This window comes from Paraburkholderia sp. PAMB 6770 (assembly GCF_057748135.1).
In genome coordinates this window covers 1,329,175-1,355,475 of record NZ_CM173238.1, presented here as the reverse complement: position 1 = coordinate 1,355,475, position 26,301 = coordinate 1,329,175, and the positions used below count along the sequence as shown (strand labels likewise).

Here is a 26,301-nt window from a genome sequence, read left to right as displayed (position 1 = left end):
TCACCCCAAGCCATCATCGTCATGCCGTAGACCGGCATCGGGAAAGAGCCGGCGTGGTCGCACCTATTGCGCACCATACCGGCGCGTATTTACTTGCGCACGCTCGGATGGATTCCGTAGTTACCCGTCTCCATCAGATCGGAGGCGGCAATTGCCTCGGGCGTCCACCGCAAAGTCGCACGTGTCTCCAGCAGCCAGGCGACATACCCTTCCGGGACATTTTCGGAGGGGCCATGGTGTGTGACGCCTTTCGGAACCCACGTCAGCGTGCCAGGTTCCGTGCATGCACCCCACGCTCCGGGTCCTCGCACGTAGCAAACCACTTCATCGAAGTCAGCGTTCACGTGGATCGGAGGCCGGTTGGTGATGCGGGCGCTGAGGTTGAACATCAGAAGCTCGCCGCCGCCTGAAGCAAGGAACGAGCTGGGGGGGCCGCCATCGGGCAAGTACGTGTGGACCTGAATCTTGGCGAGATTCAGCTTCCAAACAGGCACACTCGTCGACATACGAGCCTTGACGGCAAGCGGGTCATTCGCCATCTGGAATACCGTGTTCTCGCCGTCCGCTGCCTTGAGAATCAGACGGGTCGGACCGCCAGCACGAAGCTCGGGGTCGACCTCCGCATACTTCACGTCGCGCGCGAAATTGACCATACCGAAAGGTGCCGGGGGCGCGAGCTTCACTGCCGTCGGGCTTTCGACAATGACAGACCGCATTTCTGCGCCGACCGGACCATAGCGGTACGCAATGGACCGCGGGATGCAGACAAAGTCTCCTTCCTCCGCTGTCAGACAACCAACTTCCGTATCGAAGCGGACCGTTCCCGACTGGATGAAGTGAATTTCATCTGCATCGACATTGCGCGCGACAAAGGCCATCGACTGGCTACGCGCGGATACGAGGAGGCGGACGCCCAGTTTCGACGTTGCAACTACGCTCGGAAGCGCGCTAGCGTCATCGCGATCGCGCGGGACGAAACGGCTCAGAACTGCGCGGCGCGGAGCGTGAGGCCCTTCGACCGACAGATAGTCGGGGCCATAGCCTTCACTCGCTACGACGGACATCGGGCCAGCAAAGCCTTCCCGCGTCCACAGATGTGCGGCTGGTTTGCCGCCATGACCTTCGTCTTTCATTTTCTAGTCTCCTTCCGTTTTGGCATGTCCTACGCACAGGCAAGCCGGGTATCTGACTCTCCCGAGTGCGCGGACACACATCGCGTGATGACTTGGCGTACGTCGCGAGCTAGCGAGAGGGCCCCAGACACACCATCCAAGCACAACGCCCTAGTGTTGATCTGCTCCAGCTTCCAAGTGGCTGATGGACCGGCGAGCCTCAATGTCCACCTGACAGAAACAATTTTCGCCAGCGAGACATTAAGAGTCAAGCTCCATTTGGAAATGTTTTCCTCTCTGCAGAAAAAATGGGATAATAAGGCACAAACTTAGGGAAAATCCCTACCGCCAGCAGCGCACCTCAAGAGCGCGGCTGCAAACAGAGCGCCTCCGGCGTTGACTGCGCCGGCAGGGACGGTTATATCTCCAGTCCTAAGCAGGACTGCCGGCACTCGAATGGATTTAATGAAATGACTACTCGCGACGCATCAACTACGCCGAAAGCGAAGGGCACCATTTCTGGCTTGCAGAAAGGAGATTCAGCTGAGGACACGACCGAAGTCGAATCCTTGGACGGCACGGATTCATCAACACAGGCAACTCCGCCCCGCTACATGCTGGAATCAGTGAACAATGTGCTGCGGCTGCTCTTATTGTTCCGAAATTCGAACCAGGTTCGTTTGTCTGACGCGAAAGAAGAACTGGGGCTAGGTCACTCCACCGTGCACCGTCTGCTCGCGATGCTCGTCTACCATGGGTTCGTCGTCCAGGATCCTGTCTCCCGGATCTACAAACCAGGCAACGCGCTCATGGAAGTCGGGCTCGCCGCAGTCCAGCGCATGGACGTGAGAACGATTGCTCGCCCGGTCATGGAAGAACTAGCCCGTGAGACAGGGGAGACGATTCAATTGGCTATCCTCGAGCACAGCAACGTCCGGTATGTCGATGCAATCGAGAGCAATCAGGCGCTGCGTGTTTCAGTTCCCGTCGGAAATGTCTTTGCGGCCTACGCTTCGAGCTCGGGAAAGGCGATGTTGGCGAAGCTGCCAACAGACGCCGTGCGCTCGCTGTACCCTCGGGACCCGCTCGCCTCATTTACCGGTAAGACGATCACGCAGCGCCTTGCGCTCGAAGATGAGCTTACCGAAGTCCGCAAGCGTGGATACGCAACGAACTTTGAAGAGAGCCAGTCCGGCGTATGTTCTGTTGCTGCCGCGATATGCCATCCGACACGCGGGCCGATCGCCGGCCTCGGAATTGCAGCGCCGGTGACGCGGATGACGCAAAAGCTGGAGCGCAGGCTCGGTGAGTTGGTTGTCAAAGCCGCAGATCGGCTGACGAAAAGCGTTGTGCAATAAGCCGAGGGTAGCCCAAACTTCATGATAGTCACCCACCGCCGCTGTCCGATGACTGTCCCACTCGACGCCATGCAATAAATGGTCTCGAAAAATTCCAGCGAGATCGGGGCGAAGAGCCATCGCCGCCGATCGTTACTTCGGTGCGACCAGGCCGTCAGCTCGCATAAAGCATGGCTGTCCAGTGAGTCAGTAACGAGTTTGTAGCAGTGCTTCAGTGCAACATGCCGATTTGCCTGGCAGTACACATTAGACTGCCGGACAAATGCAAACATGCCGTAGTCGGCGCGACGTATGCTCCTACACCCTCTGCGAAGCGAGCCTTCTTTGCTTCGATGGTTCAGTCGCATTTGAATAGGACGTCAGCGTGCTTCGGCCCAATCATAGACATTCGTAACTGGGCGTGATTGTCGCTTCGAAACAATGCATTGTCTGTGAGCACGCTCCAAGCATCGACACCACAAACTGCGAAGCAGCGAAGCGCATGGGCTCAGCGGATCGCATCCGCGTCGCCGACAACCCCAATCCGTTGATAACCTGCCGCTAGTCAAGGCGAACTTCCCGTGCACCACGAGGTGCATGATCCTTACACGTGCATCCGACTGCTCCATATCGGTGCTACTTATCCAGAATATTCATTGCTGTGCTCTATTCCAAGCACAGAAAACGTTTGCAATGCGCTCAGTCTGAGCGTGAATGGACAGGCCCAAAGTTTGCATGCGATGTGATACCAAAAACACCAGACGGAATTTCCCTCAATGTCAGATCCGCAAGCAATAGTCCAACTTACACACGAGGTAAAGCGTCTCGCTATAAGCAAGATTGGTGACATCAACGAGATCAATCGCGAAACCACTTTCCTCGCGTTGAACGCACTAATCGAAGCCGCACGCGCGGGTAACGCGGGCAAAGGATTCGCAGTGGTCGCCAATCAGGTCAAACACGTCTCCAAACGCATCTCGGATATCACAGCAGACCTTAACAAAGACCTCGCAGGCTCCCTTTCCCAACTCACGCGGCTCGGTGACAGCATGATCGACCGTCTTCGCGCTCACGAGGGGCAACGCTGCGCCGATCTCGCACTCAACATGATCGACGTAATCGATCGCAACCTCTACGAACGCTCGTGCGATGTGCGTTGGTGGGCAACCGACTCTGCGGTCGTGGAATGCCTCACGAACGGCAGCGCGGCGGCGAAGCAGCACGCAAGCGAGAGGTTGTCTGTAATTCTCGATAGTTATACGGTCTACCGCGACCTTTGGGTGGTCGACGCTCAAGGCACCGTCGTGGCGAATGGCCGAAGTAGCCTCTATCCCGCAAGTGGCCATAACGTAGCCAGCACCGAATGGTTCAAGGCAGCGCTGAAGACAAAATCGGGCGCACAATATGCCGCCTCAGATGTCGAAAGACTTCCCTTTTTGCACAACGCGCAGGTCGCTACCTGTTCGACCGCGATCCGCGAAGGCGGATCTACAAATGGTCGCGCTCTCGGTGCACTTATTATCTTTTTCGACTGGGAGCCGCAGGCATGCGCGGTCGTGAAGGGTGTACGTTTGAGCGAAGAAGAGTGGATACGTACCCGTTGCATGATTGTCGACTCGACCTTTCGCGTGATCTCAGCTTCCGACGAAAAGGGAATTCTCGAAGAGCGTTTCCCGTTGCACACCGACGGACGCCAGTCCGGCTTTTATCGAAACCATGACGGCACTGTAGTGTCATTTGCCGCGACACCCGGTTACGAGACCTATCGTGGCCTGGGTTGGTACGGCGTAATTACGCAAAAGCCAGTCTGAGAACTAGCGACAACACCTTCTCGTTGAAAGTCAGTCACCTTCTGCGATCCAAGGATGGCTGACGGCTTCGCACAGGAAAAAGAGTGCCCGCATTGCGGTTTTTTGCAGTGCGGGCACACAACTCTCAAACGTGAATCGGTGGCGCCTGGCCGAGCATGTTCCTGCGAGCTCGCGCGCGTTACCGGATTTTTGCAGATTTCGACGCTAGCGAACGCTAGTTCCCCTCGGACCTGATGGCTAAACTCTCTCTCACATCTTTAACACCATCAACACGGCTCGCCGCACTCACAGCCAATGCGACCTGCGCCACATCAGGGACCGACCCAGCGAGCGTTACAACCCCGCTCCTCGCCACAACAAGGATGTTGCCTGCACTAACGCCCTTTGTATGTGACAGGCTGCGGATGACGGCCTTCTGAAGCTTGCGGTTCGCTGCACGAATCTCCTTAGCGCTCGGAGCACTTGCGGTCGCCGTTATCGATGCCACGCTGTTTTCCGGAACCTGGGAGTACGCGTTAAACGTACTGGCCAATACGCCTGCGACGAAAGCGCCCTTAAAGACATTGATATATTGCACTCTGCTCCTCTCTATCTGTTCGTGTGCTCGCTGCCACAGACCCCTAACCTCGGGCAGAAAAGTAATGCCTCGGTTAGGAGCCTTCAGAACGTGTGCCGGATCCCTACGACTGCACCAAATGTGGTCCCCTGAACGCCATAGAGCGCGCCACTCAGCGACAGACCTGTGTTCATCTCGCCATGGTTGTTCACCACCCCTACCTGCCCGTACAGGGCCGTCGCCTTCGAAAGCAGGTAGTTCGCGCCCAGCGCGGCAAGCACAGAATGGTTGCTCGACTGATTGCTATCGCTCGTGAACCATACACCGCCATTTACGTCCAGAGTCGGCATCACGTACCAGCTGAGACCGCCACCATAAACATAGTTGTTGAATGAGCCAGCAACCTTGTAGTTGACAACCGATGCCTTGGCCGTTAGCGCGCCGAACTGGTATCCCACCCCAACCATCCGACCTTCGTACTGCACCATCGTTGGGATCGCTGTCTGGACGGTTCCCCCACTATTTCCGTCGTAAATCGATGAGACGATGGTGAAGCCACCGATGTGATACTTCAGGCTCGCGGAATATTGGCGACCAGACTGGAAATTTCCCGGCACGCCGCCGAATGCATACATCACACTCGCTTGCAGTCCAGCTATGTCAGGGCTTGTGTAGGACACGGCATTGGCATTGAATACGCCCGTGCCGCCGACATTGTCCACATAATTTACGCCCCCACTGCCGAACAGTGAAAAATCTCGCGGATCCGTATCGTATAGAGCAGAAAAGAAAGGCGAGTACTGCAAGCCCAGCTTCAACTGGCCGGGTGCTCCTTCAAGGGCAACCCACGCCTCGCAACCGAACAAGCCCCCGTTGCAATGATCAAGCCCGCCATTGGCAAAGCTGAACCCGCTCATTAACTTGAACTTTGCCTTGTATCCCTCACCGAGATCCTCTGTCCCGATAAGGCCAAACTGCGAAAAGTAGGACTGTCCATCAATGAGTCCGATTTGCTTGCCTGCGTTTCCTCCTGTACTCGAGTCGAGCGTCTTATTCGTATACAGCAACCCTCCGTCTAGCACGCCGAATAGCGTTACGCTACTCTGCGCGTGAGCGGTTACGGCGAAAGCAGCCGCAATAGCTGACATCATCACCCGACCGTTCGCGCACCATTTTCGTGACACTGTCCGTCTCCTCTGACCGAAAAAGCTCGACCTGTAGCGAACCGAGGCCGCCCTTTAAGTTTCGATATGTAGTACTTATTAAAATAGTGAGAAAAACTTTTTACCAAAGTAACTATTTTTTTGGCTCTCTACCGCGTGGAATGTGGATAACTTCGGTGCGAACCACCCCGCAAACCATCGGTCCCGGATACACTGAACCAGTGGCTTAGCGTACCGAGACCCCTCCGTTCAATCTCGGTGCCAGTCCAATTTATCGCTCGTTTGTTGGCCATTTCCCTCCCTCGTTGCTCAGATGATTTGCCGCTCATCCGTAACGTAGAACGCACATCGCTCGATGTCCGCGAAGCGCGCCTCATCCGGGCGGACCTTTTCGAGATAGTCTGGATCCGAGAAGAACGCGTTCATGCTTTCAATATCATCAAAATAAAGCTCAGCGGCCCCATCAAAAGCGGGCTCGTGCTCGCCGAATCCAGCTGGAATAGCGTAACTTTGCACATACTTGCGCAGGTACTTTCCGCTGGCTGGACACGCCTTAACCAGTCTGGCGTGTTGAGTACTCAGATGCTCGCGGAACTGCTCAAGAGTAAGCCGAGGATTGCGCTTCACTGCGATCAAAAGCTTGACCATCGTTCTACCTCCTCCAGGATGAGCCCATTGGTGTATGTGTAGGCTCGCGACAAGGTCTTGACGTAAGTGACCTCGTGCGAGCTACTATTCTTCACGTGTCTCTGGTTACGTCGCGAATTCCATCTGGGTGAGTCAGGGGCATGCCTCCAAAGTCCGTTGGCGCCCGAGTACGAGTTCACGCGTAACTTGCGCGACATGTTCGCCTTGACACGCTGCGATTTCCATCTCGGCCGGACTTGGCAGCCGGCTTCCATCAGCTCCCGCAACGGTCCCAGCCCCCAAAGGTGAGCCTCCGCGAGCGTGTTGAGTGTCTCGAAGAGCACCAACCGTATACGGAACACCTACCACCAGCATTCCGAAGTGGAACAGTGTCGTGTGGAATGACGACACCGTAGTCTCATTCCCCGCACCAGTTCCTGTAGCGACGAAGACGCTACCCACCTTTCCAACTAGCGCGTTACGTACCCATAGACCGCCTGCTTGATCGAGAAAATTTCGCATCTGCGAAGCCATATTCCCGAAACGCGTGGGTGTTCCGAAGAGGATGGCGTCGTAATCCTCAAGCTCAGATACGCTTGCGATTGGTGCGTCTTGATCAAGTTTGGCACCTGCGTTTCGGGCGACTTCCTCAGGCATCAATTCCGGCACGCGCTTCACTACAACCGAAGTACCTAGCACCAAAGCCGCGCCGCGCGCCACCTCACGTGCCATGGCCTCAACGTGACCGTATGTTGAGTAGTACAGAACAAGTATTTTTGAAGTTGGATCTTCGTTTTGTTCAGTCATATTTGCCCTATCTGCGTAACTAACAACAAGGCTCACACTCAGCGAGAGTGAGCTCCCAATTCGTGATTCACGGTCGATCCTGGTGCCGCCGTCTATGCCAGACACCCCTGCAATCGCTCACAAACTCCGGCGGATTCAGATGTACAGCAATAGACGCGTAGGCTTGACGGGATCGCATGTTACGGCAACGCGGGATGAGTCCCCGCGGTCGCTCCTGGTTGACTCTTACCTACGCCCTTCCTTGCGGCCCAAACCGGTAACCGTCAACCTCCACGCGACTCCAGACGTCGAATAGCCTCTTAGAAATCTCTACAAATGTTTACGTTGCGAGAGGAATGAAGCGCGCAGTTCAAAGCCCGCCCGGCCCCCGTGTTCGCGCCGGTTGCGTTGAAGTTGCCGTACCCGAAAGCAATTCGAGGTATCGCGCACTCGCACGAAGCAACGTGTCGTCGCACTCTGCCCAGTTTCGCCCGTGGTGACACCATTCGTCTCTCACCCATGCCGTCTTCAGATTGAGCGTGTCTTGGCTTCCGAGCGCCTACGCTCGGCGCCGGAGGCATCCAAGAAAGGCGCTCACTGGCACCGGCCGCTATGTCCACCCCATGGAAATTATTCTCTTTCGGCGCGACAATCAGCGTCAAGGACTTTTGGAAATGCTTTCCTCCCTCCAGAAAAAAAGGCCCACTTTGGACCCAAACTTCGGGAAAATCCCTACCAAATGTAGGCTATTTTTTGAGGCTCGAGAGCAAAGCAGGGTCGTTGGAGCTGGCACGCGTCCATACGAAATTTCCAGTTTCCTGAATTCCCTTTATCGCCCTGCAGCACTTCTGGCTCAACGGAGTTCAAGAATCGCTTAAAACAAACGACGGCGTCATTGCAGAAGTCAGCGACCGAAAAGTGCAGAAGACATATTGTGTCGCGTTTGGCTAGAACTGCGGGCAGCCAGATGCGCCTCGCACTGTTCCGCGTACGCAACGAACGTGGTCTGTGCAAGCCCAGCAGGTAACGTCAGCAGTACCGCAAGCATCGCTGTCCGGATTGAAAGCCCGGCAGGTTGCCCCCCATCACCGATAAAGCTTGAAGGAGCTCTGTGCAAACATGAACGCGCAAAAAATTTTGATCATTGGAGTTGGCGGACTTGGGAAGTGCATGGTGCAAGAAGCACTCGAGCGCGGCCTCCACGTTTCTGTCCTCGTGAGGAATTTTGAGAAATTCAAGGCCGAAGTGAGTGGTGAGACGCTCGCTCAATTGGACAAAGTTACCGTCGGTGACGCCACGCAGCCAACTGTGCTGGACGAGGCGATGTCCGGAATTGACGCGGTCCTATCCGGCCGTGGGGCGGACCCCGAACTAGCCGCAACGCTGGCTGCGGCTGTCAAGCGTAACAACGTGCAAAAGCTGTGCTGGCCGGCGGGAACTACGAACGTCATGGCCGATGACGGCACTACGCCAAACTATCAGCATCTGCTGAATCTCGGCAGTTGGGTCGAGGGCGCATACCGCACTCACGGTGCCTGCATAGATGCAATCCGGCAAACCGGCATTAACTTCGTGATCTTCTGCCCTGGCCGGATGGCAAGTGTTGGCCAGCGCAGCGCAGATGTGAGGGCAACTGTACGAATCAACCGAGACGGTGGTGATTTCGTTTCGTACGAAGACGCGGCGTGGGTGATGGTCGAAGCCGCCACCACGAGCGCTTATGATCGCGACCTCGTCAGCGCAGGCACAAAACACCCATAATCTATGAGCTACTACACAGGCCGGACCCTGGAAACCCGCCAAAGTCACGCACCTTCGCCTCCTCACGTCCGGCCCAAACGACCGCAACCCTTGCTGCCTGTCGCATCACGTGAGGAAGCTGCTTCCCCTTCCACGGTACGCTTGGACGACTTACGCGCTGTATTAATCAATTTCAAGGAGTTCTCGCTGTTCCGCTGTGGCCCTCACATCAACGAGCCTCCGGCAAACGCATTTTAAGGACTATCGCACTACGTTCTAATTCATCGAGATGATCAGCCCACGCCTGCACCATTTTCCGCCGAACCGGCAGGTATTTAGCAAAGTTGTAGGCGCCCCGCACCTTGTCACGCTCACCGTGTGATCGCTGTCGCTCAATTGCGTCGCCCGGCCAACCGAGTTCATTGAGCAGCGTGGAAGCCGTACTACGAAATCCGTGGCCAGTCATTTCCTCACGGGTATATCCGAGACGGCGCAGAGCGGCATTCACCGTGTTTTCCCTCATCGGCCGTTCGTTGGTCCGGACGCTGGGGAAAGGTGGCAGCTATCGGGAGCAAACGACTACGCTATCGGCGTCAACGGACTTCTGGTCGGTCGTACCCTTGCGCCGCTATCTGTTTCAGGGTTCTTCTCCATCCACCCGTCGAGCATCTCAGCCCATGTCTGTAGCATCCCCCTTCGCTGCTCGGCATATTCGGCCTTGTTATATACAGCGCGCACCCCACGTTGTTCGTGTGCCAGACATTTTTCTATCCAGTCGCTGTTGAACCCGGCTTCATGCAACTGCGTGCTCGCCGTTCTCCGCAAGTCATGAACCGAGAAGGATTCGAAGTCCGGTGCCCCACTCTCACGAATTAGTCTTGCCGCGCTGTCAATGACGCGGTTCAGCGTGGCCGCACTGATGGGCAATTCGGACTCGTATCGGCCGGGGTGCAGGTACGAGCTCGCGCCAAAACATGTTTTGAAGGTAACCAGAATGTCCAGGGCCTGCTGGCTTAGATAGACATTGTGTGCGCGACCAGCCTTCATCCGGTCCTTCGGAATTGTCCAGATCGCCGCATTGAAATCCACTTCATCCCACGTTGCCAGAATGAACTCCGACTTGCGCACCATTGTCAGGAGCATGAACTTGACCGCCAGACGCAGCGTGGGGAGCGTGGGCGTGCGCTCCAAGGCTTTGAAAAACACGTGGATTTCCGCGGGCGTCAATGCCCGATCCCGCGGCTTGAAGGTGGCGATAGCGGAGGGCCGGATGTCTTCCGCCGGATTGGCTACCTTCAACCCTCTTGCCTGCACAAAACGGTAGACCTGCAGAACGATGTCGCGAGCCTGAACTGCGGGGGCGGCCGCGCCCCGCTCCTTGATCTTCTCACACCTCATCAGGAGTCTTGAAGGTGTGATCTCTTCGAGCTTCAGCCGCCCGAACTCCGCAGCAAGATTCCGGTCGTAGACGGATTTCCTCATTGCGCGGGTCGATTCCGCGAGCGTGGCTTCCGCGAAGTATTTTTCGGCCCACTTCCCGAACGTCATCGCTTCGGCCGCTTCCACACGCTTTTCAACCTTGTTTCTCGACGGACTGACGCCCTGTTCCACTTCCCGACGGGCCCGCTCAAGGAGCAGCCTTGCTTCCGCAAGACGCACGGACATGCCAAAGGAAAGTTCGTCGGCAGCGCGTGCGCCGCGTGCTGGCAGCCCGGGATCGTAGCGGCCAATGACCAGGGTCTCCCGGCGACCATTCAGACGATAGTCGAAGCGGAAACTCACCGCTCCGGCTGAGGTAACCGCCACATACAGGCCACGCTGGTCAGCGACCTTGTATATCCTGCCGGTCGGCTTGAGCGCCCGCAATTCGAGGTCCGTAAGCATGCAGTACTCCGTGAACTGATACCGTGTTTGATACCGTCACGCGCCGTGACGGTATCAAAATGGATCGTCTGCAGAGAAAGATGCTATACCGTCGCTCGTGCCGTCGGCGACGCAGCGCTGCCGACGGACGGCAGCGGACCAAAATAGTCGATAAACCCTTGTTTTTGTGTGGGAAACCAGGGAATCGCCGGACCTCTGCAGACCACTGCAGAGGATCCTAAATTACTCCCACTCAATCGTCGCTGGCGGCTTCCCCGAAATGTCATACACGACGCGATTAATCCCCCGCACCTCGTTGATGATGCGGTTCGACACGTGGCCAAGCAGGTCGTGCGGCAGATGCGCCCAATGCGCGGTCATGAAGTCCTGCGTCTGCACCGCGCGCAGCGCCACCACGTATTCGTACGTCCGGCCATCGCCCATCACGCCGACGCTCTTCACCGGCAGGAACACCGCGAACGCCTGACTCGTGAGGTCGTACCACGACTTGCCGCTGTCCTTGTCGATAAAGGTGCGCAGCGTCTCGATGAAAATCGCATCCGCGCGTCGCAGCAGGTCCGCAAACTCGCGGCGCACCTCGCCGAGAATCCGCACGCCAAGCCCCGGGCCCGGGAACGGGTGGCGATACACCATCTCCGGCGGCAGGCCCAGCTTCACGCCGAGCGCGCGCACCTCGTCCTTGAACAGTTCGCGCAGCGGCTCCAGCAGCTTCAGGTTCAGCGTCTCCGGCAAGCCGCCGACATTGTGATGGCTCTTGATCGTCTGCGCCGCCTTCTTGCCCTTGCCGGCCGACTCGATCACGTCAGGATAGATCGTGCCTTGCGCCAGCCACTTCGCGTCGGTCAGCTTCGCCGCTTCGGCCTGGAACACCTCGACGAATTCCGCGCCGATGATCTTGCGCTTCGCCTCCGGATCCGTGACGCCCGCCAGCTTCGACATGAATGCCTCGCTCGCGTCCACGTGGATCACCTTCACGCCGAGGTGATCGGCGAAGGTCGTCATCACCTGCTCGGCCTCGTTCAGGCGCAGCAAGCCGTGATCGACAAACACGCAGGTCAGCTGCTCGCCGATCGCCCGATGCAGCAGCGCCGCCGCCACCGACGAATCCACGCCGCCCGACAAGCCGAGAATCACATGCTCCCCGCCCACCTGCTCGCGAATCTTCGCCACCGCTTCGTCGATGTAGTGGCCCATCTCCCAGTCAGCCTTCGCGCCGCAGATCTGCAGCACGAAGCGTTCGAGCATCGCGCGCCCCTGCACCGTATGCGTGACTTCCGGGTGCCATTGCAGCCCGTAGAAATGGCGCGTCTCGTCGGCCATCGCGGCAATCGGGCACGCGCCGGTCGACGCCATCAGCACGAACCCCGGCGGCATGTCGAGCACCTTGTCGCCGTGGCTCATCCAGACCTTCAGCATCCCGTGGCCTTCGGCCGTCGTGAAATCGCTGATGCCGTCGAGCAGGCGCGTGTGATTGCGCGCCCGCACCTCGGCGTAGCCGAACTCGCGCAGGTGGCCCGCCTCGACCTTGCCGCCCAGTTGCTCGGCCATCGCCTGCATCCCGTAGCAGATGCCGAGCACCGGCACGCCGAGTTCGAACACCGCCTGCGGCACGCGCGGGGTGTCGTCCTCGATCACCGAGCTCGGGCCGCCCGACAGGATCACGCCCTTTGGCGCGAAAGTGCGAATAAACGCCTCGTCGACGTCGTACGGATGGATTTCCGAATACACGTTTGCTTCGCGCACGCGACGTGCAATCAGTTGGGTGACTTGCGAACCGAAGTCGAGAATCAGGATTTTGTCGTGCATGGCAGCGGACGGAATGAAAAGAAAACGGAAAAAACAAGCCGCGCGGAACGCGCGGCGTCAAGGTCGAACGGGTGCGGCGGCGTGCCGCGGCGCGACCGGGCAGTCCGGCCGGAAGCGAGGGCGCGCGCGGCCTCAGCCATGCGGCGGCCGCGGCGGCGCGGCCGCCTGGCTGCGAGCTTCGACGTCGGCCTCGGACAGATGCTCCGAGGTCGTGGCGCTCACGGCCGGCGGCACAGGTGCCGCCGCGGCCGTGCCGGCAGCGGCAGGCGGGACCGCACGCACCGACGGCTCCAGCGGATAGCCCGCCGGTTCGCGACCGCGCGCCGGACCGGCTTGCTGCGCACGCGCCGCGCCAGCGGCTTCGGCCGCCTTCACGCGGTCGCGCCGCCGGACCACGCCCGCGAGACGCACGCCCCCGAGTCCGACCACCAGCAGCACGACGGCCGCCAGCACCGCGGCCAGTTCGCCGAAGCCGGTCAGCGCCGGCCGGTGGATGCCGATCAGCCAGACCAGCATCAGCACGCCGGTCAGCCAGTTCACATGGCCGACCACCTTGGCGACCGTGGCGGTCAGCGCGCCGTCGATCGACGCATGCAGCGCGAGCCAGGCCAGTCCGACCAGCGCGAGACCGAACGCCTGCGCAACCAGCGTGGGCTCGGTCTGCACCAGCTGCAGCGCGTTGTACAGCGACGTCCACGGCGTCAGCAGGAACAGCAGGCCGAACGCCAGCAGCAGCAACGCATCGACAATCAGTACCGCGCGCAGAAGGGGCTTCATGGGCGATCAGTCCACGTGATAGTTAGGGGCTTCCTTCGTGATCTGCACGTCATGCACGTGCGATTCGCGCAGGCCCGCACCGGTGATCTGCACGAACTCGGCCTTCTCGTTCATCTCCGCGATCGTGCGGCAGCCGCAGTACCCCATGCTCGCCCGCACGCCGCCGATCAGCTGGAACAGGATCGCGTTGACGGAGCCCTTGTACGCGACGCGTCCCTCGATGCCTTCCGGCACCAGCTTGTCGATATTCGCCGAGTTGTCCTGGAAGTAGCGGTCCGCGGCGCCGTCCTTCATCGCACCGACCGAGCCCATGCCGCGATACGACTTGTACTGGCGGCCCTGGTACAGGAACACTTCGCCCGGCGCTTCCTCGGTGCCGGCGAACATGCTGCCCATCATCACCGCGTTCGCGCCGGCGGCCAGCGCCTTCGACACGTCGCCGGAGAAGCGCACGCCGCCGTCCGCGATCACCGGCACGCCGGTGCCGCGCAGCGCCTCGGACACATTGGCGATCGCCGTGACCTGCGGCACGCCGACGCCGGCGACCACGCGCGTGGTACAGATCGAGCCCGGCCCGATGCCGACCTTCACGCCGTCCGCGCCGTACTCGACGAGCGCCTTCGCCGCGGCCGCGGTCGCGATGTTGCCGCCGATCACCTCGACCTGCGGGAAACGCTGCTTGACCCAGCGCACGCGCTCGAGCACGCCCTTGCTGTGACCGTGCGCGGTGTCGACGACGATCACGTCGACCCCCGCCTGCACCAGCAGCTCGACGCGCTCCTCGTTGTCCTCGCCGACGCCGACCGCCGCGCCCGCGCGCAGCTTGCCGTGCTCGTCCTTGCAGGCGTCCGGGTGCTCGGTCTGCTTCGTGATGTCCTTGACCGTCATCAGGCCGCGTAGCTCGAACGCGTCGTTCACCACCAGCACGCGTTCGAGGCGGTGGCTGTGCATCAGCGCCTTCGCGGCGGCGAGCGGCGTGCCCTCCCGGACCGTGACGAGGCGCTCGCGCGGCGTCATGATCGCGCGCACGGGTTCGTCGAGACGCTCCTCGAAGCGCAGGTCGCGGTTCGTGACGATGCCGATCAGTTGCGCGCCCTCGACCACCGGAAAGCCCGAAATGCCATGCTGACGGGACAGCGCGATCACGTCGCGCACTTTCATCTGCGGCGGAACCGTGATCGGATCGCGCACCACGCCGGATTCGAAACGCTTCACCTTCGCGACTTCGCGCGCCTGGTCAGCCGGGGTCAGGTTCTTGTGAATGATGCCGACGCCGCCCTGCTGCGCCATCGCGATCGCGAGGCGTGCTTCGGTGACCGTGTCCATGGCGGCGGACACGAGCGGCATGTTCAGCGAAATATTGCGGGTGAGCCGGGTCTTGAGGCTGGTGTCGCGCGGCAAAACGTCGGAGTAGGCCGGGACGAGAAGCACGTCATCGAACGTGAGTGCTGTTTGGATCAGACGCATGGCAAATCCTATGGGCGCAAAAGCGAATTATACGCGATACCACCCCGGTTTTCACCGCGCGAACAGCAAGTTAGCGAATTTTGCCCGGCCGCGCGAGCGCCCGCGCACCCCCGTGTTTCGCTTCGGCGTTCGCGTGGGGTTCGCACCGGTTTCGTTTGTGCGTTTCGGGACCGCCCGGGGGTGTCCGGGGGTGTCCGGGGGTGTCCGGGGGTGTCCGGGGGTGTCCGGGGGTGTCCGGGGGTGTCCGGGGGTGTCCGGGGCCCCCATCGCGGCGGACCCGGCTGCCGGCCGGCTCGGCTCGGCTCGGCTCGGCTCGGCTCGGCTCGGCTCGGCTCGGCTCGGCTCGCACCGCACCGCACCGCACCGCACCGCACCGTGCAGGATGAGACAAGACGCGCGGCGCCGCGCTCCGCTAAGCTTCGCCCCGGATCGTTTTCAGGCGGGAGCAGTCGATGCGGCAGGGCGTAGCGTATGGCGTGATGGCGGGTGCGTTGTGGGGAATGGTGTTTCTGGTGCCGCGGATGCTGCCCGATTTTTCGCCGCTGCTGCTGAGCGCGGGACGCTACACGATGTACGGCGCCGTCTCGCTCGCCGCCGCGCTGCCGCTCGCGCGTACGCTGCTCGCGCGCCTGACGCGCGCCGATCTGGCGGCCCTCGTCAGACTCGCGCTCGTCGGCAACCTGCTGTACTACCTGCTGCTGACCGCCGCAGTCCATCTGATCGGCATCGCGCCCACCTCGCTGATCGTCGGCGTGCTGCCGCTCACGGTGACGCTGATCGGACGCGGCGACCACGGCGCGCCGCGGCTTGCGCGCCTCGTCTGGCCGCTGGCGCTGGTCGCGGCCGGCATCGTGTGCATCAACGTCGACGTGCTGGGCGGGCACGGCGCGGCTCATGGTGCGGCTTCCGGCGCGGTTCCTGCCGTATCGGGCCCGCTGAAGCTGCTCGGGCTCGGCTGCGCGCTCGGCGCGCTCGTGTGCTGGACCCACTTCGCGGTCGCCAACGCGCGCTATCTGCGCAGCCAGACACGCTTCGGCGACAACGAATGGTCGCTGCTATGGGGCGTGGTGACCGGCGCGCTCGGCGCGGGGCTGTGGCTCGCGCTCGCGCTGCTGCCCGCCGGCAGTCTCGCCGCGCCGGCGAGCACGGCGCGCTGGCATACGTTCTGGGTGCTGAATCTCGGACTCGCGATCGGCGCGTCGTGGCTCGGCAACGGGCTGTGGAACGCGGCATCGAGACGCCTGCCGCTCACGCTGTCCGGCCAGATGATCGTATTCGAGACGCTGTTCGCGCTGCTGTATGCGTTCATTTACGACCACCGGCTGCCGCGGCCGCTCGAATGCGCGGCGATCGTACTGCTGGTCGCGGGCGTCAGCGGGTCGGTCCGCCTCCATGCGGCGAACCATGACGCGCGCTCGCCCGCCGGCCGCACGCCGGCTTCGGCGCCGTGACCGCCACAGGGTGCATGACGCCCGGCGCAAGGCGCATCACGCCCGACGCAAGGCGCATGACGCCCGCCACAGGGCGCATCACGCCCGACGCAAGGCGCATGACGCCCGCCACAGGGCGCGTGCACCGCGGCTTACCGACGCATGGACCGAAGCGTAGACTGAAGCATGGACGGCCGGCCCCGCGCTATCCGCGGGCGCTACCGCGCGTCGCGATTCGTCCACTTGCGCCCTTCGACCGACCCGTCGCGGCGCGCCTTCTCGACCCGGCGCCGGCGCGCGGCCTTGGGGTCGGCGACAAGCGGCCGGTAAAGCTCGACCCGGTCGTGGTCGGCAAGCGGCGCATCGAGCGGCTTGAGCTTGCCGAACACGCCGGTCTTCAACGTGGCGGGATCGAGGTGGGGAAAGCGGGTCAGGATGCCGCTCGCCGCGAGTGCGTCGCGCAGCGTCGCCCCCTCGGGCAGCGACAGCGGCATCAGCACCTGTGCGCCGGGCTCCGCGTAGGCAAGCTCGACCGACAGCATCGTGCTCATGCCTTGCCCCAGCGCTGGTCCGCGCGCTTCACGAACGATTCGACGAACGTGTTGGCGATATGGCTGAACACCGGGCCGATCAGTTTCTCCAGGATCACGCTCGCAAATTCGTAATGCAGCGCAAACTCGATCTTGCACGCGTCGGCGCGCAGCGACGTGAAGCGCCAGTAGCCGGTGAAGCGGCGAAACGGTCCGTCTGCGAATTCCATGTCGATGCGGGTGGGCCGCTGCATCGTGTTGCGGGTCGCGAAATGCTGCCGGATGCCCTTGAAGTGGATGTCGATCCGCGCTTCCATGCTGGTGTCGTCCTGATGGCGGATCTCGACGCCGCCGCACCAGGGCAGGAAGTTCGGGTAGTCCGCGACGTCGGTGACGAGGTCGAACATCTGTTCCGCCGAATGGCGTATCAACACGGTTTTCTGGACATCTGCCATAAATTGGCCGGCGCAGGCGAGAGTGGACGAGCGCAGCGGGCCTTCACGGCCGCGCTTTGCTAAAATCCCGATTTTAAACGAGTTGGGCCTTTTGCATTCATGAGCATCATAGACAACCGCAAGGCATTCTTCGACTACTCGATCGAGGAACGCTACGAAGCCGGCCTCGTGCTCGAAGGATGGGAGGTCAAGGCACTGCGCGCCGGGCGCGGCCAGATCAAGGAGGGCTACGTCGTGATCAAACACGGCGAGCTGTTCCTGATCGGCACGCACATCAGCCCGCTGCCCGAGGCGTCCACGCACATCCAGCCGGATCCGGTGCGCACCCGCAAGCTGCTGCTGCACCGCGCGGAGATCAGCAAGCTGATCGGCAAGGTCGAGCAACGCGGCTACACGCTGGTGCCGCTGAATTTCCACTACAAGGAAGGCCGCGTGAAGTGCGAGATCGGCCTCGCGAAGGGCAAGAAACTGCACGACAAGCGCGAGACCGAGAAAAAGCGCGACTGGGAGCGCGAACGCGCGCGTCTGATGCGCTCGTCCGCCTAGCGCGGCTTCGCGCGATCACGTGCCTGCGTGGGCGCGTGCGCGCCGCCTCGCGCCTGCACGGCCCATGCGCCCCGCCCTCGCGCGTGCATGGCGCATGCGTACACCCTCGCGCCCACATGACGCCGGCGGGCCCCGTCGTGCCCGCATGGCGCCCGCATACCCGCCGCCCGCTGCTCGCCCCCTCCGCTCGTGCGTGATGCGAACGCCGCGCTCAGCGCGCGTCGGCGCCGCTCTTGCCGCGCGTGACGATGGTGAGCGCCGACGCGATCATGCTGCTCAGGTTCGACAGGTCGCCCGGCACGATCAGCGTATTGCCCTGCTTGGCCAGATTGCCGAACGCATTCACATACTGCTCGGCGACCTTCAGGTTGACGGCCTCCATGCCGCCGGTCGACTGGATCGCCGCGGCGATCTTCTGGATCGCCTGTGCGTTCGCTTCGGCCACCGCCAGAATCGCGGCGGCCTCGCCCTGGGCCTGGTTGATCGCCGCCTGACGCTCGCCCTCGGACTTCTGGATCGCCGCCTCGCGCCCGCCGGACGCGATGTTGATCTGCTCCTGGCGACGCCCTTCGGAGGCCGCGATCAACGCGCGCTTCTCGCGCTCCGCGGTGATCTGCGCCTGCATCGCGTGCAGGATCTCCTTCGGCGGCGTGAGGTCCTTGATCTCGTAGCGCAGCACCTTCACGCCCCAGTTCGACGCCGCCTCGTCAAGCGCGGACACAATGCTGTGATTGATGAAGTCGCGCTCCTCGAAGGTCTTGTCGAGTTCGAGCTTGCCGATCACCGAGCGCAGCGTGGTCTGCGACAACTGCGTGATCGCCAGCACGAAATTGCTCGATCCATACGACGCCTTCATCGGATCGGTGACCTGAAAGTACAGCACGCCGTCGACCTGCAGTTGCGTGTTGTCGCGCGTGATGCAGACCTGGCTCGGCACGTCGAGCGGAATCTCCTTCAGCACGTGCCGGTACGCGACGCGGTCGACGAACGGCACGACAAAGCTCAAGCCGGGCGTGAGCGTCGCGTGGTAGCGGCCGAGCCGCTCGAGCACCCATGCGTGCTGCTGCGGCACGATCTTGATGGTCTGCGCCGCCAGCACGATCACGATGATGAGCAGCACGAGTGCGGCGATAGTCGAATCCATGGTGACTCCGTTCGATGACAGGAAGGAAAGAACGCCGGACAGCGGGTCCACGGGCGGCGTGCTCGCGTCAGCCGTGCCGCGCGTGCCGGCTCGCGATGACGACCAGCCGGCTGCCGTCGAGCGCGCGGATCTCGTAGAGCGGCGCGTCCTCGGGCTCGCCCGGCGCGAGTTCGACGTCCCACGCGGCGCCGCGGTAGTTCGCGCGCGCGCGGCCGTCGCGCCAGCCGGTGACGACCAGCGTCTGGCCGATATCGAGATTCACGTCGGGGTTGCGCGCGGCGTCGGCGCGCGGCTTGCGCGCAAAGCGCGTGCGACGCAGGATCAGCACCGCCGCCAGCGCGACCGCCGCCGCCAGCCCGAGCTGCGCGTCGATCCCGGCGCCGGCCACGCGCGCCACGCCGCCCGCGACGCAGCCCAGCGCGATCATCAACAGATAAAAGGTGCCGCTCATCAACTCCAGCACGACGAGCACGCCCGCCCCGATCCACCAGAACAGTCCATCAGGCGTCACAGCGGTCTCCCAAAGCAAAACACCCCGGCTCCACCGGGGTGTTTATAGCACGAATTGGGGTCGGTTTCGCGGGTACGCACGCGCCCGGCACAGCGGCGCGCCGCTTCGATGCCTGATGCATCGAAGCGGCAGCCGACCTTACTTCGATCCGTTGCCCGCGAGCGCCTGCCACGTCCCGATGATCGTGTCCGGGTTCAGCGAGATCGACGCGATGCCCTGCTCGGTCAGCCACTGCGCGAAGTCCGGATGATCCGACGGGCCCTGGCCGCAGATGCCGACATACTTGTTCAGCCGCAGGCAGGTTTCGATCGCGCGCTGAAGCATGAACTTGACCGCTTCGTCGCGCTCGTCGAAATCGACCGCGAGCAGTTCCATGCCGGAGTCGCGGTCGAGGCCGAGCGTGAGCTGCGTAAGGTCGTTCGAACCGATCGAGAAGCCGTCGAAGAACTGCAGGAACTCCTCGGCGAGAATCGCGTTGGACGGCACCTCGCACATCATGATCAGGCGCAGGCCGTTCTGGCCGCGCTTCAGGCCGAACTTCTCCAGCAGGCCGACCACGCGCTCCGCCTGCTTCAGCGTGCGCACGAACGGCACCATGATCTCGACGTTGTCGAGGCCCATCTCCTCGCGCACCTTCTTCAGCGCCGCGCACTCCATCTGGAACGCCTCAGCGAAGTCGCTCGCGATGTAGCGCGACGCGCCGCGGAAGCCGAGCATCGGATTTTCCTCGTCCGGCTCGTAGCGCGAGCCGCCGATCAGCTTCTTGTACTCGTTCGACTTGAAGTCCGACAGGCGCACGATCACGGGCTTCGGATAGAACGCCGCGGCGATCGTCGCGATGCCTTCGGTCAGCTTGTCGACGTAGAACGCACGCGGCGACGCGTGGCCGCGCGCCACGCTCTCGACGGCCTTCTTCAGGTCGGCGTCGACGTTCGGGTACTCGAGGATCGCCTTCGGGTGCACGCCGATGTTGTTGTTGATGATGAACTCGAGCCGCGCGAGCCCCACGCCGCTGTTGGGCAGTTGCGAGAAGTCGAACGCGAGCTGCGGATTGCCGACGTTCATCATGATCTTCACCGGAATCGCCGGCAGTTCGCCGCGCTGCACTTCGGTGACTTCGGTTTCGAGCAGGCCGTCGTAGATCTTGCCCTCGTCGCCCTCGGCGCACGACACCGTGACGAGCGAGCCGTCCTTCAGCAGGTCGGTGGCGTCGCCGCAGCCCACCACGGCCGGTACGCCGAGCTCGCGCGCGATGATCGCCGCGTGGCAGGTGCGCCCGCCGCGGTTCGTGACGATCGCCGACGCGCGCTTCATCACCGGTTCCCAGTTCGGGTCGGTCATGTCGGCCACCAGCACGTCGCCCGGCTGCACGCGGTCCATCTCCGACGGATCGCGAATCACGCGCACCGGGCCCGCGCCGATCTTCTGGCCGATCGCGCGGCCGGTGACGATCACCTGCGACTGGCCCTTCAGCTTGAAGCGCTGCTCGGACTTGCCGGATGCCTGGCTCTTCACGGTCTCCGGACGCGCCTGCAGGATGAACAGCTTGCCGTCGCGGCCGTCCTTGCCCCACTCGATGTCCATCGGGCGCTGGTAATGCTGCTCGATGATGACCGCGTACTTCGCGAGCTCGATCACGTCTTCGTCCGTGATCGAGTAGCGGTTGCGCTGCTCGTGCGACACGTCGACGGTCTTCACGCGACCCGGCTCGCCCGGCTTCGTGAACTCCATCCGGATCAGCTTCGAGCCGATCGAGCGGCGGATGATCGGGTATTTGCCCTGGGCGAGCGTCGTCTTGAAGACGTAGAACTCGTCCGGATTGACCGCGCCCTGGACGACCGTTTCGCCGAGGCCGTAGCTCGACGTGATGAACACCGCGTCCTTGAAGCCGGATTCGGTATCGAGCGTGAACATCACGCCGGCCGCGCCGACGTCCGAGCGCACCATGCGCTGCACGCCGGCCGACAGCGCCACTTCGGCGTGCGTGAAGCCCTTGTGGACGCGGTAGGAGATCGCGCGGTCGTTGTACAGCGACGCGAACACGTGCTTCATGCGGTCGAGCACGTCGTCGATGCCGACCACGTTCAGGTAGCTTTCCTGCTGGCCCGCGAACGACGCGTCAGGCAGGTCTTCGGCGGTCGCCGACGAGCGCACCGCGAACGACAGCTCCGCCGGCGAGCTCGCGGTGAGCACCGCGAAGGCCGCGCGGATTTCGGACTCGAGTTGCGCCTGCAGCGGCGCGTCGACGATCCACTGGCGGATTTCGCGGCCCGCGTCGGCGAGCGCCTTCACGTCGTCCACGTCGAGCGACGCGAGACGCCCGGCGATCCGTTCGGTCAGACCGTTGTGCTGCAGGAAGTCACGAAACGCAAGCGCGGTCGTGGCGAAACCGGTCGGCACGCGGACGCCGGCCTCGGCGAGCTGACTGATCATCTCGCCGAGGGACGCGTTCTTGCCGCCCACGATTTCCACATCGGTCATCCGCAACTGCTCGAACGGAATTACATACGCCTTGTCCTTTGCGACGTTAACTGCGTTAGTCATACAAGCCCCTAAGTGTGAAAAAAATGCTCGGCTGTGCAAGTGGGCTTGGACGCGCGCGCCCATCAGGGGCGCCTGGACAGCTGGGGTTCGCGTCTTGCACAACCTGTCGGATAAGCCATCGCGGCACGGGGCGGCCCCCGCAACGAAGCACGCAAAAGCGCGACGAAGCGGGAAATTTGGCGAAGTTGCCGTGACTCGTCGCGCGAGCACAGCGAAACACCGCCCATTCGGCGAACGATCGGCGCAGATTCGAAACAGATCGTGCGCGGATCGGCTGCAATTGCTTATCGGACAGGTTGCCGCTATTCTACCGTGCCGCCTCTCGAAATGTGGCGCCCGCACACGAATAGCGCCCCGGAAGCGGCCAGCCCGCGTGTCCGGGACACCCAGGCGGCGCCGCGCGGGCGGGGCGCGCGCCCCGCCCGAATCCAGCAGGATACGTGCCTGCCGGAGCCGCGGCGAACACGTTCAGCCCCATCAGCCCCCTTCAGCCCCTGCTCTTCCGATGCCGCCTACCGTATTCATCGTCTCCGACGGTACCGGGATCACTGCCGAGACCTTCGCGCATTCGATCCTGTCGCAGTTCGACCAGAAATTCCGCCTCGTGCGCGTGCCGTTCGTCGATTCGCCGGACAAGGCCTACGCGACCATCGAGAAGATCGCCGAAGCGAGCGTGCACGACGGCCGGCGGCCGATCGTCTTCACGACGCTGGTCGACAGCACGTCGAACCAGATCGTCAAGGGGGCGAATGCGCTGGTGCTCGACATGTTCCAGACCTTCATCGAGCCGCTCGAACAGGAGCTCGAACTGAAGTCGAGCCATGCGATGGGCCGCGGTCACCAGAACGCCGACACCGAGGAGTACAAGAACCGGATCGAGGCGATCAACTTCTCGCTCGCGCACGACGACGGCCAGTCGAACCGCAATCTTGCGGACGCGGACGTGATCCTCGTCGGGGTGTCGCGCAGCGGCAAGACGCCGACGAGCCTCTACCTCGCGATGCAGTACGGCGTGAAGGCCGCGAACTATCCGCTGATCCCGGACGACTTCGAACGCGGCAAGCTGCCGACGCCGCTGCTCGGACACCGCGGCAAGCTGTTCGGGCTGTCGATCGACCCGCAGCGGCTCTCGGAGATCCGCAACGAGCGGCGCCCGGGCAGCAAGTACGCCGCCCTCGAAAACTGCCGCTACGAGATCAACGAAGCGGAGGCGATGATGCGGCGCGAAGGGATCAAGTGGCTGTCGTCGACGCACAAGTCGATCGAGGAAATCGCCACGACGATCCTGCAGGAAATCAGGCTCGACCGCCCGGCTTACTGACGGCGCGCGCGGCGGCGGGCGCCACCGTGCGCGCCGCTCACGCCGCGGCTAGCGCGGCCGCTGCTGCCGGCATTGCTCGAACAGGCAGACCGCGGCCGCGGCCGCCACGTTCAGCGACTCCATCCCGCCCGGCTGCGGGATCGTCACGCGCAGTGCGACCGCGTCGCGCCAGGTCTGCGAGACGCCCGCGCCCTCGTTGCCGAAGACCCACGCAAGCGGACGCGCGAGATCGCAGTCGTAGAGCGCCTCGGCGCCGTGCGAGTCGGTGAGCGCCACCGGTACCCGCAGCCGCTCGCGCAGCGCCTGCGGTTCGACGTCCTCATGAATCTGCAGCATGAAGTGCGCACCCATCCCCGCGCGCAGCACCTTGGACGACCACGCATAGGCCGTGCCCGGCGCGCAGAACACCTGGCGCACGCCGGCCGCCGCCGCGCTGCGCAGGATCGAGCCAACATTGCCGGCGTCCTGCACGCCGTCGAGCACCACGCAGGTCTGCTCGACCGACGCCGGCCAGGGCGCCGCCAGCTTCTCGACCAGCAGCAGCATCCCGACGCCGTGCTCGACATTCGACAGTTGTCCGAACAATGCATCCGGCAGCGTAACGACGCGCCGCGCGTCGATCCGCGCGACGAGCGCCTGCGCTTCCGCGTGGCGCAACGCGTCTTCGGTCACGACGCAGGTTTCGGGCTGACCGGCGACGTCGAGATACGCGCCCGCCAGATGAAAGCCTTCGAGCAGCGCGTGGCCGCTGCGGCGCTGCTGATGCGTCGAGCCGGCGAGCGCCTTCAGGCGTTTGTAGAGCGGATTGTCCCGCGACGTAATGGCTTTCACAGGCAGCGCAGACAGTGACAGGGTGACAGGAATTCCGGTGCGCGGGCGGACGCTGCTCAACCGCGCACGGGTGCGCCGCCGCGCACGGCCAGCGTAACCGTCGCGGCCGGCCCGTTCGCGACGCGCAGCGCCGCTTCGCGCACCGGCGCGAACGAGCGCCGGTGATGCTCGCACGGGCCGTGCTCCCGCAGCGCGGCCAGATGCCGCGGCGTGCCATAGCCGGCGTGCTGGTCGAAACCATACATCGGAAAGCGCGCGTGCAGATCGAGCAGCATCCGGTCGCGCGTGACCTTCGCGAGAATCGACGCAGCCGAGATCGACTTGACGAGCGCGTCGCCGCCGATCACCGCCTCGCTGCGCACCGTCAGCGGCGGACAGCGATTGCCGTCGATTTTCACGAGCGTGGGCACGACCGCGAGCGCCTCGACCGCGCGCTTCATCGCGAGCATCGTCGCGTGCAGAATGTTCAGCGTGTCGATCTCCTCGACCGACGCGGACGCGACGCTATACGCCAGCGCGCGCTCGACGATCCTGTCGTAGAGCGCTTCGCGCTTTTTCGCGCTGAGCGCCTTCGAGTCGTCGAGGCCGCGGATCATCGGCCGCGACGGATCGAGAATCACCGCCGCCGCCACCACCGGGCCGGCGAGCGGCCCGCGCCCCGCCTCGTCGACGCCGCAGACGATTTCGTCGGGCGCGTCGAAATCGAGGCCGCCCTGTCCCTGCGGCAGGACGAGCCCGCGCCGCGCCCCGCGCGCGCCGGTCACCGGCGCGCCTCGACGACCTGCGCGACCACTTCGGCCGCACGCTGCGCGGTATTCTGCCGCAGCACATGATGCATCCCGGTGAAGATCTCCCTCAGCGTGCGGCGGTTCGCGTCGTCGCGCAATTGCGTGAGCGTCGCCTCGGCCAGCGCGTCGGGCGTGGCGAACTGCTGCAGGATTTCCGGCACGACGAAGCGCCCCGCCAGAATATTCGGCAGTCCGACATAGGGCAGATAGCCCTGACGGCGCATGATCTCGCCGGTCAGCCAGGGCACCTTGTACGAGATCACCATCGGCTTTTTCAGCAACGCGGCTTCGAGCGTCACCGTGCCGCTCTTCACGAGGATCGCGTCCGCCGCCGTCATCGCCTCCTGCGACTGGCCATCGACCACCGTCAGCGCAAGGTTCGGGTGGGCATCCACGAGCGGCTGCAGCAGCGCGCGCAGCGCCGGCGTCGCGGCCGGCATCACGAATTGCACACCCGGCTCGCGCTGCTGCATCAATTCCATCGCCGCGAAAAACGTCGGCCCGATGAGCGCGATTTCCGAGCGCCGGCTGCCCGGCAGCACCGCGATCAGCGGCACGCCCTCGGGCAGGCCGAGCGCGCGCCGCGCGCCCGCGGTGTCGGGTTCGAGCGGAATCTCGTCGGCCAGCGGATGACCGACGTAGGACGCCGCCACCCCCGCCTTCTCCAGCAACGCCGTTTCGAACGGGAACACGCACAGCATATGGTCGACCGCCCGCGCGATCTTCCTGATGCGGCCGCCGCGCCACGCCCAGATCGACGGACAGACGAAATGCACGGTCGGAATGCCCGCGCCGCGCAGCGCCTGCTCCAGGCCGAAGTTGAAGTCCGGCGCATCGACGCCGACGAAGGCGGCCGGCGGCTCCGCGAGCAGCTGGCGCTTCAGTTCATTGCGGATGCCGAGAATTTCGGGAATATGGCGCAGCGCTTCGACATAGCCGCGCACCGTGAGCTTGTCCAGCGGCCAGTGCGCATCGAAGCCGGCCGCGCTCATCCGCGGACCGCCGATCCCGTAGTACTGCGTGCCGGCCGGCAGCCGGCTTGCGAGGCCCGCCAGCAGCGACGCGGCGAGCAGGTCGCCGGACGGCTCGCCGGCGGCCATGGCGATGCGCAGCGGACTGGGTTGCAGGACCATCG

24 protein-coding genes are annotated in these 26,301 nt (G+C 63.0%); 6 read left to right on the top strand and 18 right to left on the bottom strand.

Features of this window, described 5'->3' with window-relative positions; translation table 11 throughout:
- Nucleotides 1–89: 89 nt before the first annotated feature.
- Nucleotides 90–1,133 carry a homogentisate 1,2-dioxygenase gene (locus AC3AP7_RS06225; protein ID WP_475764535.1) on the bottom strand — a complete coding sequence of 348 codons (1,044 nt, stop codon included), beginning with the start codon at nucleotides 1,131–1,133 and terminating at the stop codon, nucleotides 90–92.
- 449 nt (nucleotides 1,134–1,582) lie between these two features.
- Here AC3AP7_RS06225 and AC3AP7_RS06220 point away from each other — a divergent pair, with 449 nt between their 5' ends.
- Nucleotides 1,583–2,470: an IclR family transcriptional regulator gene (locus AC3AP7_RS06220; protein ID WP_475764536.1), complete on the top strand. Its 888-nt coding sequence runs from the start codon at nucleotides 1,583–1,585 to the stop codon at nucleotides 2,468–2,470.
- A 755-nt stretch (nucleotides 2,471–3,225) separates the two neighbouring features.
- Nucleotides 3,226–4,260 (top strand): methyl-accepting chemotaxis protein, encoded by a 1,035-nt coding sequence (locus tag AC3AP7_RS06215; protein WP_475764537.1) that lies wholly within the window; start codon nucleotides 3,226–3,228, stop codon nucleotides 4,258–4,260.
- 214 nt (nucleotides 4,261–4,474) lie between these two features.
- Here AC3AP7_RS06215 and AC3AP7_RS06210 read toward each other — a convergent pair whose 3' ends face one another.
- The 4 genes from AC3AP7_RS06210 to wrbA all read right to left on the bottom strand — a co-directional run bounded on the left by AC3AP7_RS06210 (nucleotide 4,475) and on the right by wrbA (nucleotide 7,413).
- Entirely contained in the window at nucleotides 4,475–4,837 is a 363-nt protein-coding gene (locus tag AC3AP7_RS06210) for a BON domain-containing protein (RefSeq protein ID WP_475764538.1), read from the bottom strand.
- A gap of 83 nt (nucleotides 4,838–4,920) precedes the next feature.
- Nucleotides 4,921–5,967 (bottom strand): porin, encoded by a 1,047-nt coding sequence (locus AC3AP7_RS06205; RefSeq protein ID WP_475768053.1) that lies wholly within the window; start codon nucleotides 5,965–5,967, stop codon nucleotides 4,921–4,923.
- 321 nt (nucleotides 5,968–6,288) lie between these two features.
- Nucleotides 6,289–6,627: an EthD domain-containing protein gene (locus AC3AP7_RS06200; protein ID WP_475764539.1), complete on the bottom strand. Its 339-nt coding sequence runs from the start codon at nucleotides 6,625–6,627 to the stop codon at nucleotides 6,289–6,291.
- A 132-nt stretch (nucleotides 6,628–6,759) separates the two neighbouring features.
- Nucleotides 6,760–7,413 (bottom strand): NAD(P)H:quinone oxidoreductase, encoded by a 654-nt coding sequence (gene wrbA, locus AC3AP7_RS06195; RefSeq protein WP_475764540.1) that lies wholly within the window; start codon nucleotides 7,411–7,413, stop codon nucleotides 6,760–6,762.
- Nucleotides 7,414–8,511: 1,098 nt separating this feature from the next.
- Between wrbA and AC3AP7_RS06190 the strand changes: the two genes are divergently transcribed.
- The gene (locus AC3AP7_RS06190; protein WP_475764541.1) at nucleotides 8,512–9,153 is read left to right on the top strand and encodes an NAD(P)-dependent oxidoreductase; all 642 of its coding nucleotides are present in this window, start codon (nucleotides 8,512–8,514) and stop codon (nucleotides 9,151–9,153) included.
- 208 nt (nucleotides 9,154–9,361) lie between these two features.
- Here AC3AP7_RS06190 and AC3AP7_RS06185 read toward each other — a convergent pair whose 3' ends face one another.
- The 5 genes from AC3AP7_RS06185 to guaB form a co-directional block, all read right to left on the bottom strand.
- Entirely contained in the window at nucleotides 9,362–9,694 is a 333-nt protein-coding gene (locus AC3AP7_RS06185) for a tyrosine-type recombinase/integrase (RefSeq protein ID WP_475768055.1), read from the bottom strand.
- 17 nt (nucleotides 9,695–9,711) lie between these two features.
- Entirely contained in the window at nucleotides 9,712–11,016 is a 1,305-nt protein-coding gene (locus AC3AP7_RS06180; RefSeq protein ID WP_475764542.1) for a tyrosine-type recombinase/integrase, read from the bottom strand.
- Nucleotides 11,017–11,238: 222 nt separating this feature from the next.
- On the bottom strand, nucleotides 11,239–12,822 hold the full coding sequence (guaA, locus tag AC3AP7_RS06175; protein WP_475764543.1) for a glutamine-hydrolyzing GMP synthase: 1,584 nt from the start codon (nucleotides 12,820–12,822) through the stop codon (nucleotides 11,239–11,241).
- A gap of 132 nt (nucleotides 12,823–12,954) precedes the next feature.
- Entirely contained in the window at nucleotides 12,955–13,599 is a 645-nt protein-coding gene (locus AC3AP7_RS06170) for a hypothetical protein (protein ID WP_475764544.1), read from the bottom strand.
- Nucleotides 13,600–13,605: 6 nt separating this feature from the next.
- Nucleotides 13,606–15,066 (bottom strand): IMP dehydrogenase, encoded by a 1,461-nt coding sequence (guaB, locus tag AC3AP7_RS06165; protein ID WP_475764545.1) that lies wholly within the window; start codon nucleotides 15,064–15,066, stop codon nucleotides 13,606–13,608.
- A gap of 452 nt (nucleotides 15,067–15,518) precedes the next feature.
- On the opposite strand from guaB, the gene AC3AP7_RS06160 reads away from it, so the two are divergent.
- Nucleotides 15,519–16,517 carry a DMT family transporter gene (locus AC3AP7_RS06160; RefSeq protein WP_475764546.1) on the top strand — a complete coding sequence of 333 codons (999 nt, stop codon included), beginning with the start codon at nucleotides 15,519–15,521 and terminating at the stop codon, nucleotides 16,515–16,517.
- Between the two features lie 197 nt (nucleotides 16,518–16,714).
- Here AC3AP7_RS06160 and AC3AP7_RS06155 read toward each other — a convergent pair whose 3' ends face one another.
- The gene (locus tag AC3AP7_RS06155; RefSeq protein ID WP_475768057.1) at nucleotides 16,715–17,038 is read right to left on the bottom strand and encodes an RnfH family protein; all 324 of its coding nucleotides are present in this window, start codon (nucleotides 17,036–17,038) and stop codon (nucleotides 16,715–16,717) included.
- Between the two features lie 5 nt (nucleotides 17,039–17,043).
- Nucleotides 17,044–17,481 (bottom strand): type II toxin-antitoxin system RatA family toxin, encoded by a 438-nt coding sequence (locus tag AC3AP7_RS06150; protein ID WP_475764547.1) that lies wholly within the window; start codon nucleotides 17,479–17,481, stop codon nucleotides 17,044–17,046.
- A gap of 99 nt (nucleotides 17,482–17,580) precedes the next feature.
- On the opposite strand from AC3AP7_RS06150, the gene smpB reads away from it, so the two are divergent.
- Complete coding sequence (smpB, locus tag AC3AP7_RS06145) at nucleotides 17,581–18,027, top strand: SsrA-binding protein SmpB (protein WP_475764548.1); 447 nt, start codon at nucleotides 17,581–17,583, stop codon at nucleotides 18,025–18,027.
- Between the two features lie 211 nt (nucleotides 18,028–18,238).
- On the opposite strand, the gene AC3AP7_RS06140 is transcribed toward smpB, so the two are convergent.
- From AC3AP7_RS06140 to ppsA, 3 genes are all read right to left on the bottom strand, one after another.
- Nucleotides 18,239–19,171, bottom strand: coding sequence for an SPFH domain-containing protein (locus AC3AP7_RS06140; protein WP_475764549.1), 933 nt, complete (start codon nucleotides 19,169–19,171; stop codon nucleotides 18,239–18,241).
- Between the two features lie 67 nt (nucleotides 19,172–19,238).
- Complete coding sequence (locus AC3AP7_RS06135; protein WP_475764550.1) at nucleotides 19,239–19,682, bottom strand: NfeD family protein; 444 nt, start codon at nucleotides 19,680–19,682, stop codon at nucleotides 19,239–19,241.
- Between the two features lie 138 nt (nucleotides 19,683–19,820).
- Nucleotides 19,821–22,226, bottom strand: coding sequence for a phosphoenolpyruvate synthase (gene ppsA, locus AC3AP7_RS06130; RefSeq protein ID WP_475764551.1), 2,406 nt, complete (start codon nucleotides 22,224–22,226; stop codon nucleotides 19,821–19,823).
- Nucleotides 22,227–22,731: 505 nt separating this feature from the next.
- Here ppsA and ppsR point away from each other — a divergent pair.
- The gene (ppsR, locus tag AC3AP7_RS06125) at nucleotides 22,732–23,547 is read left to right on the top strand and encodes a posphoenolpyruvate synthetase regulatory kinase/phosphorylase PpsR (RefSeq protein ID WP_475764552.1); all 816 of its coding nucleotides are present in this window, start codon (nucleotides 22,732–22,734) and stop codon (nucleotides 23,545–23,547) included.
- A gap of 48 nt (nucleotides 23,548–23,595) precedes the next feature.
- Here the strand turns inward: ppsR and AC3AP7_RS06120 are convergent, their stop codons facing one another.
- The 3 genes from AC3AP7_RS06120 to lpxB are packed head-to-tail and all read right to left on the bottom strand — an operon-like array spanning nucleotide 23,596 to nucleotide 26,299.
- Nucleotides 23,596–24,378, bottom strand: a complete 783-nt coding sequence (locus AC3AP7_RS06120) for a TrmH family RNA methyltransferase (RefSeq protein ID WP_475764553.1) — start codon at nucleotides 24,376–24,378, stop codon at nucleotides 23,596–23,598.
- A 56-nt stretch (nucleotides 24,379–24,434) separates the two neighbouring features.
- A complete protein-coding gene (gene rnhB, locus AC3AP7_RS06115) occupies nucleotides 24,435–25,142 on the bottom strand; it encodes a ribonuclease HII (RefSeq protein ID WP_475764554.1) in 708 nt (235 codons plus the stop codon).
- Nucleotides 25,139–26,299: a lipid-A-disaccharide synthase gene (gene lpxB / locus AC3AP7_RS06110; protein ID WP_475764555.1), complete on the bottom strand. Its 1,161-nt coding sequence runs from the start codon at nucleotides 26,297–26,299 to the stop codon at nucleotides 25,139–25,141. The genes rnhB and lpxB overlap by 4 nt, the downstream gene beginning before the upstream one ends.
- Nucleotides 26,300–26,301 lie beyond the last annotated feature (2 nt).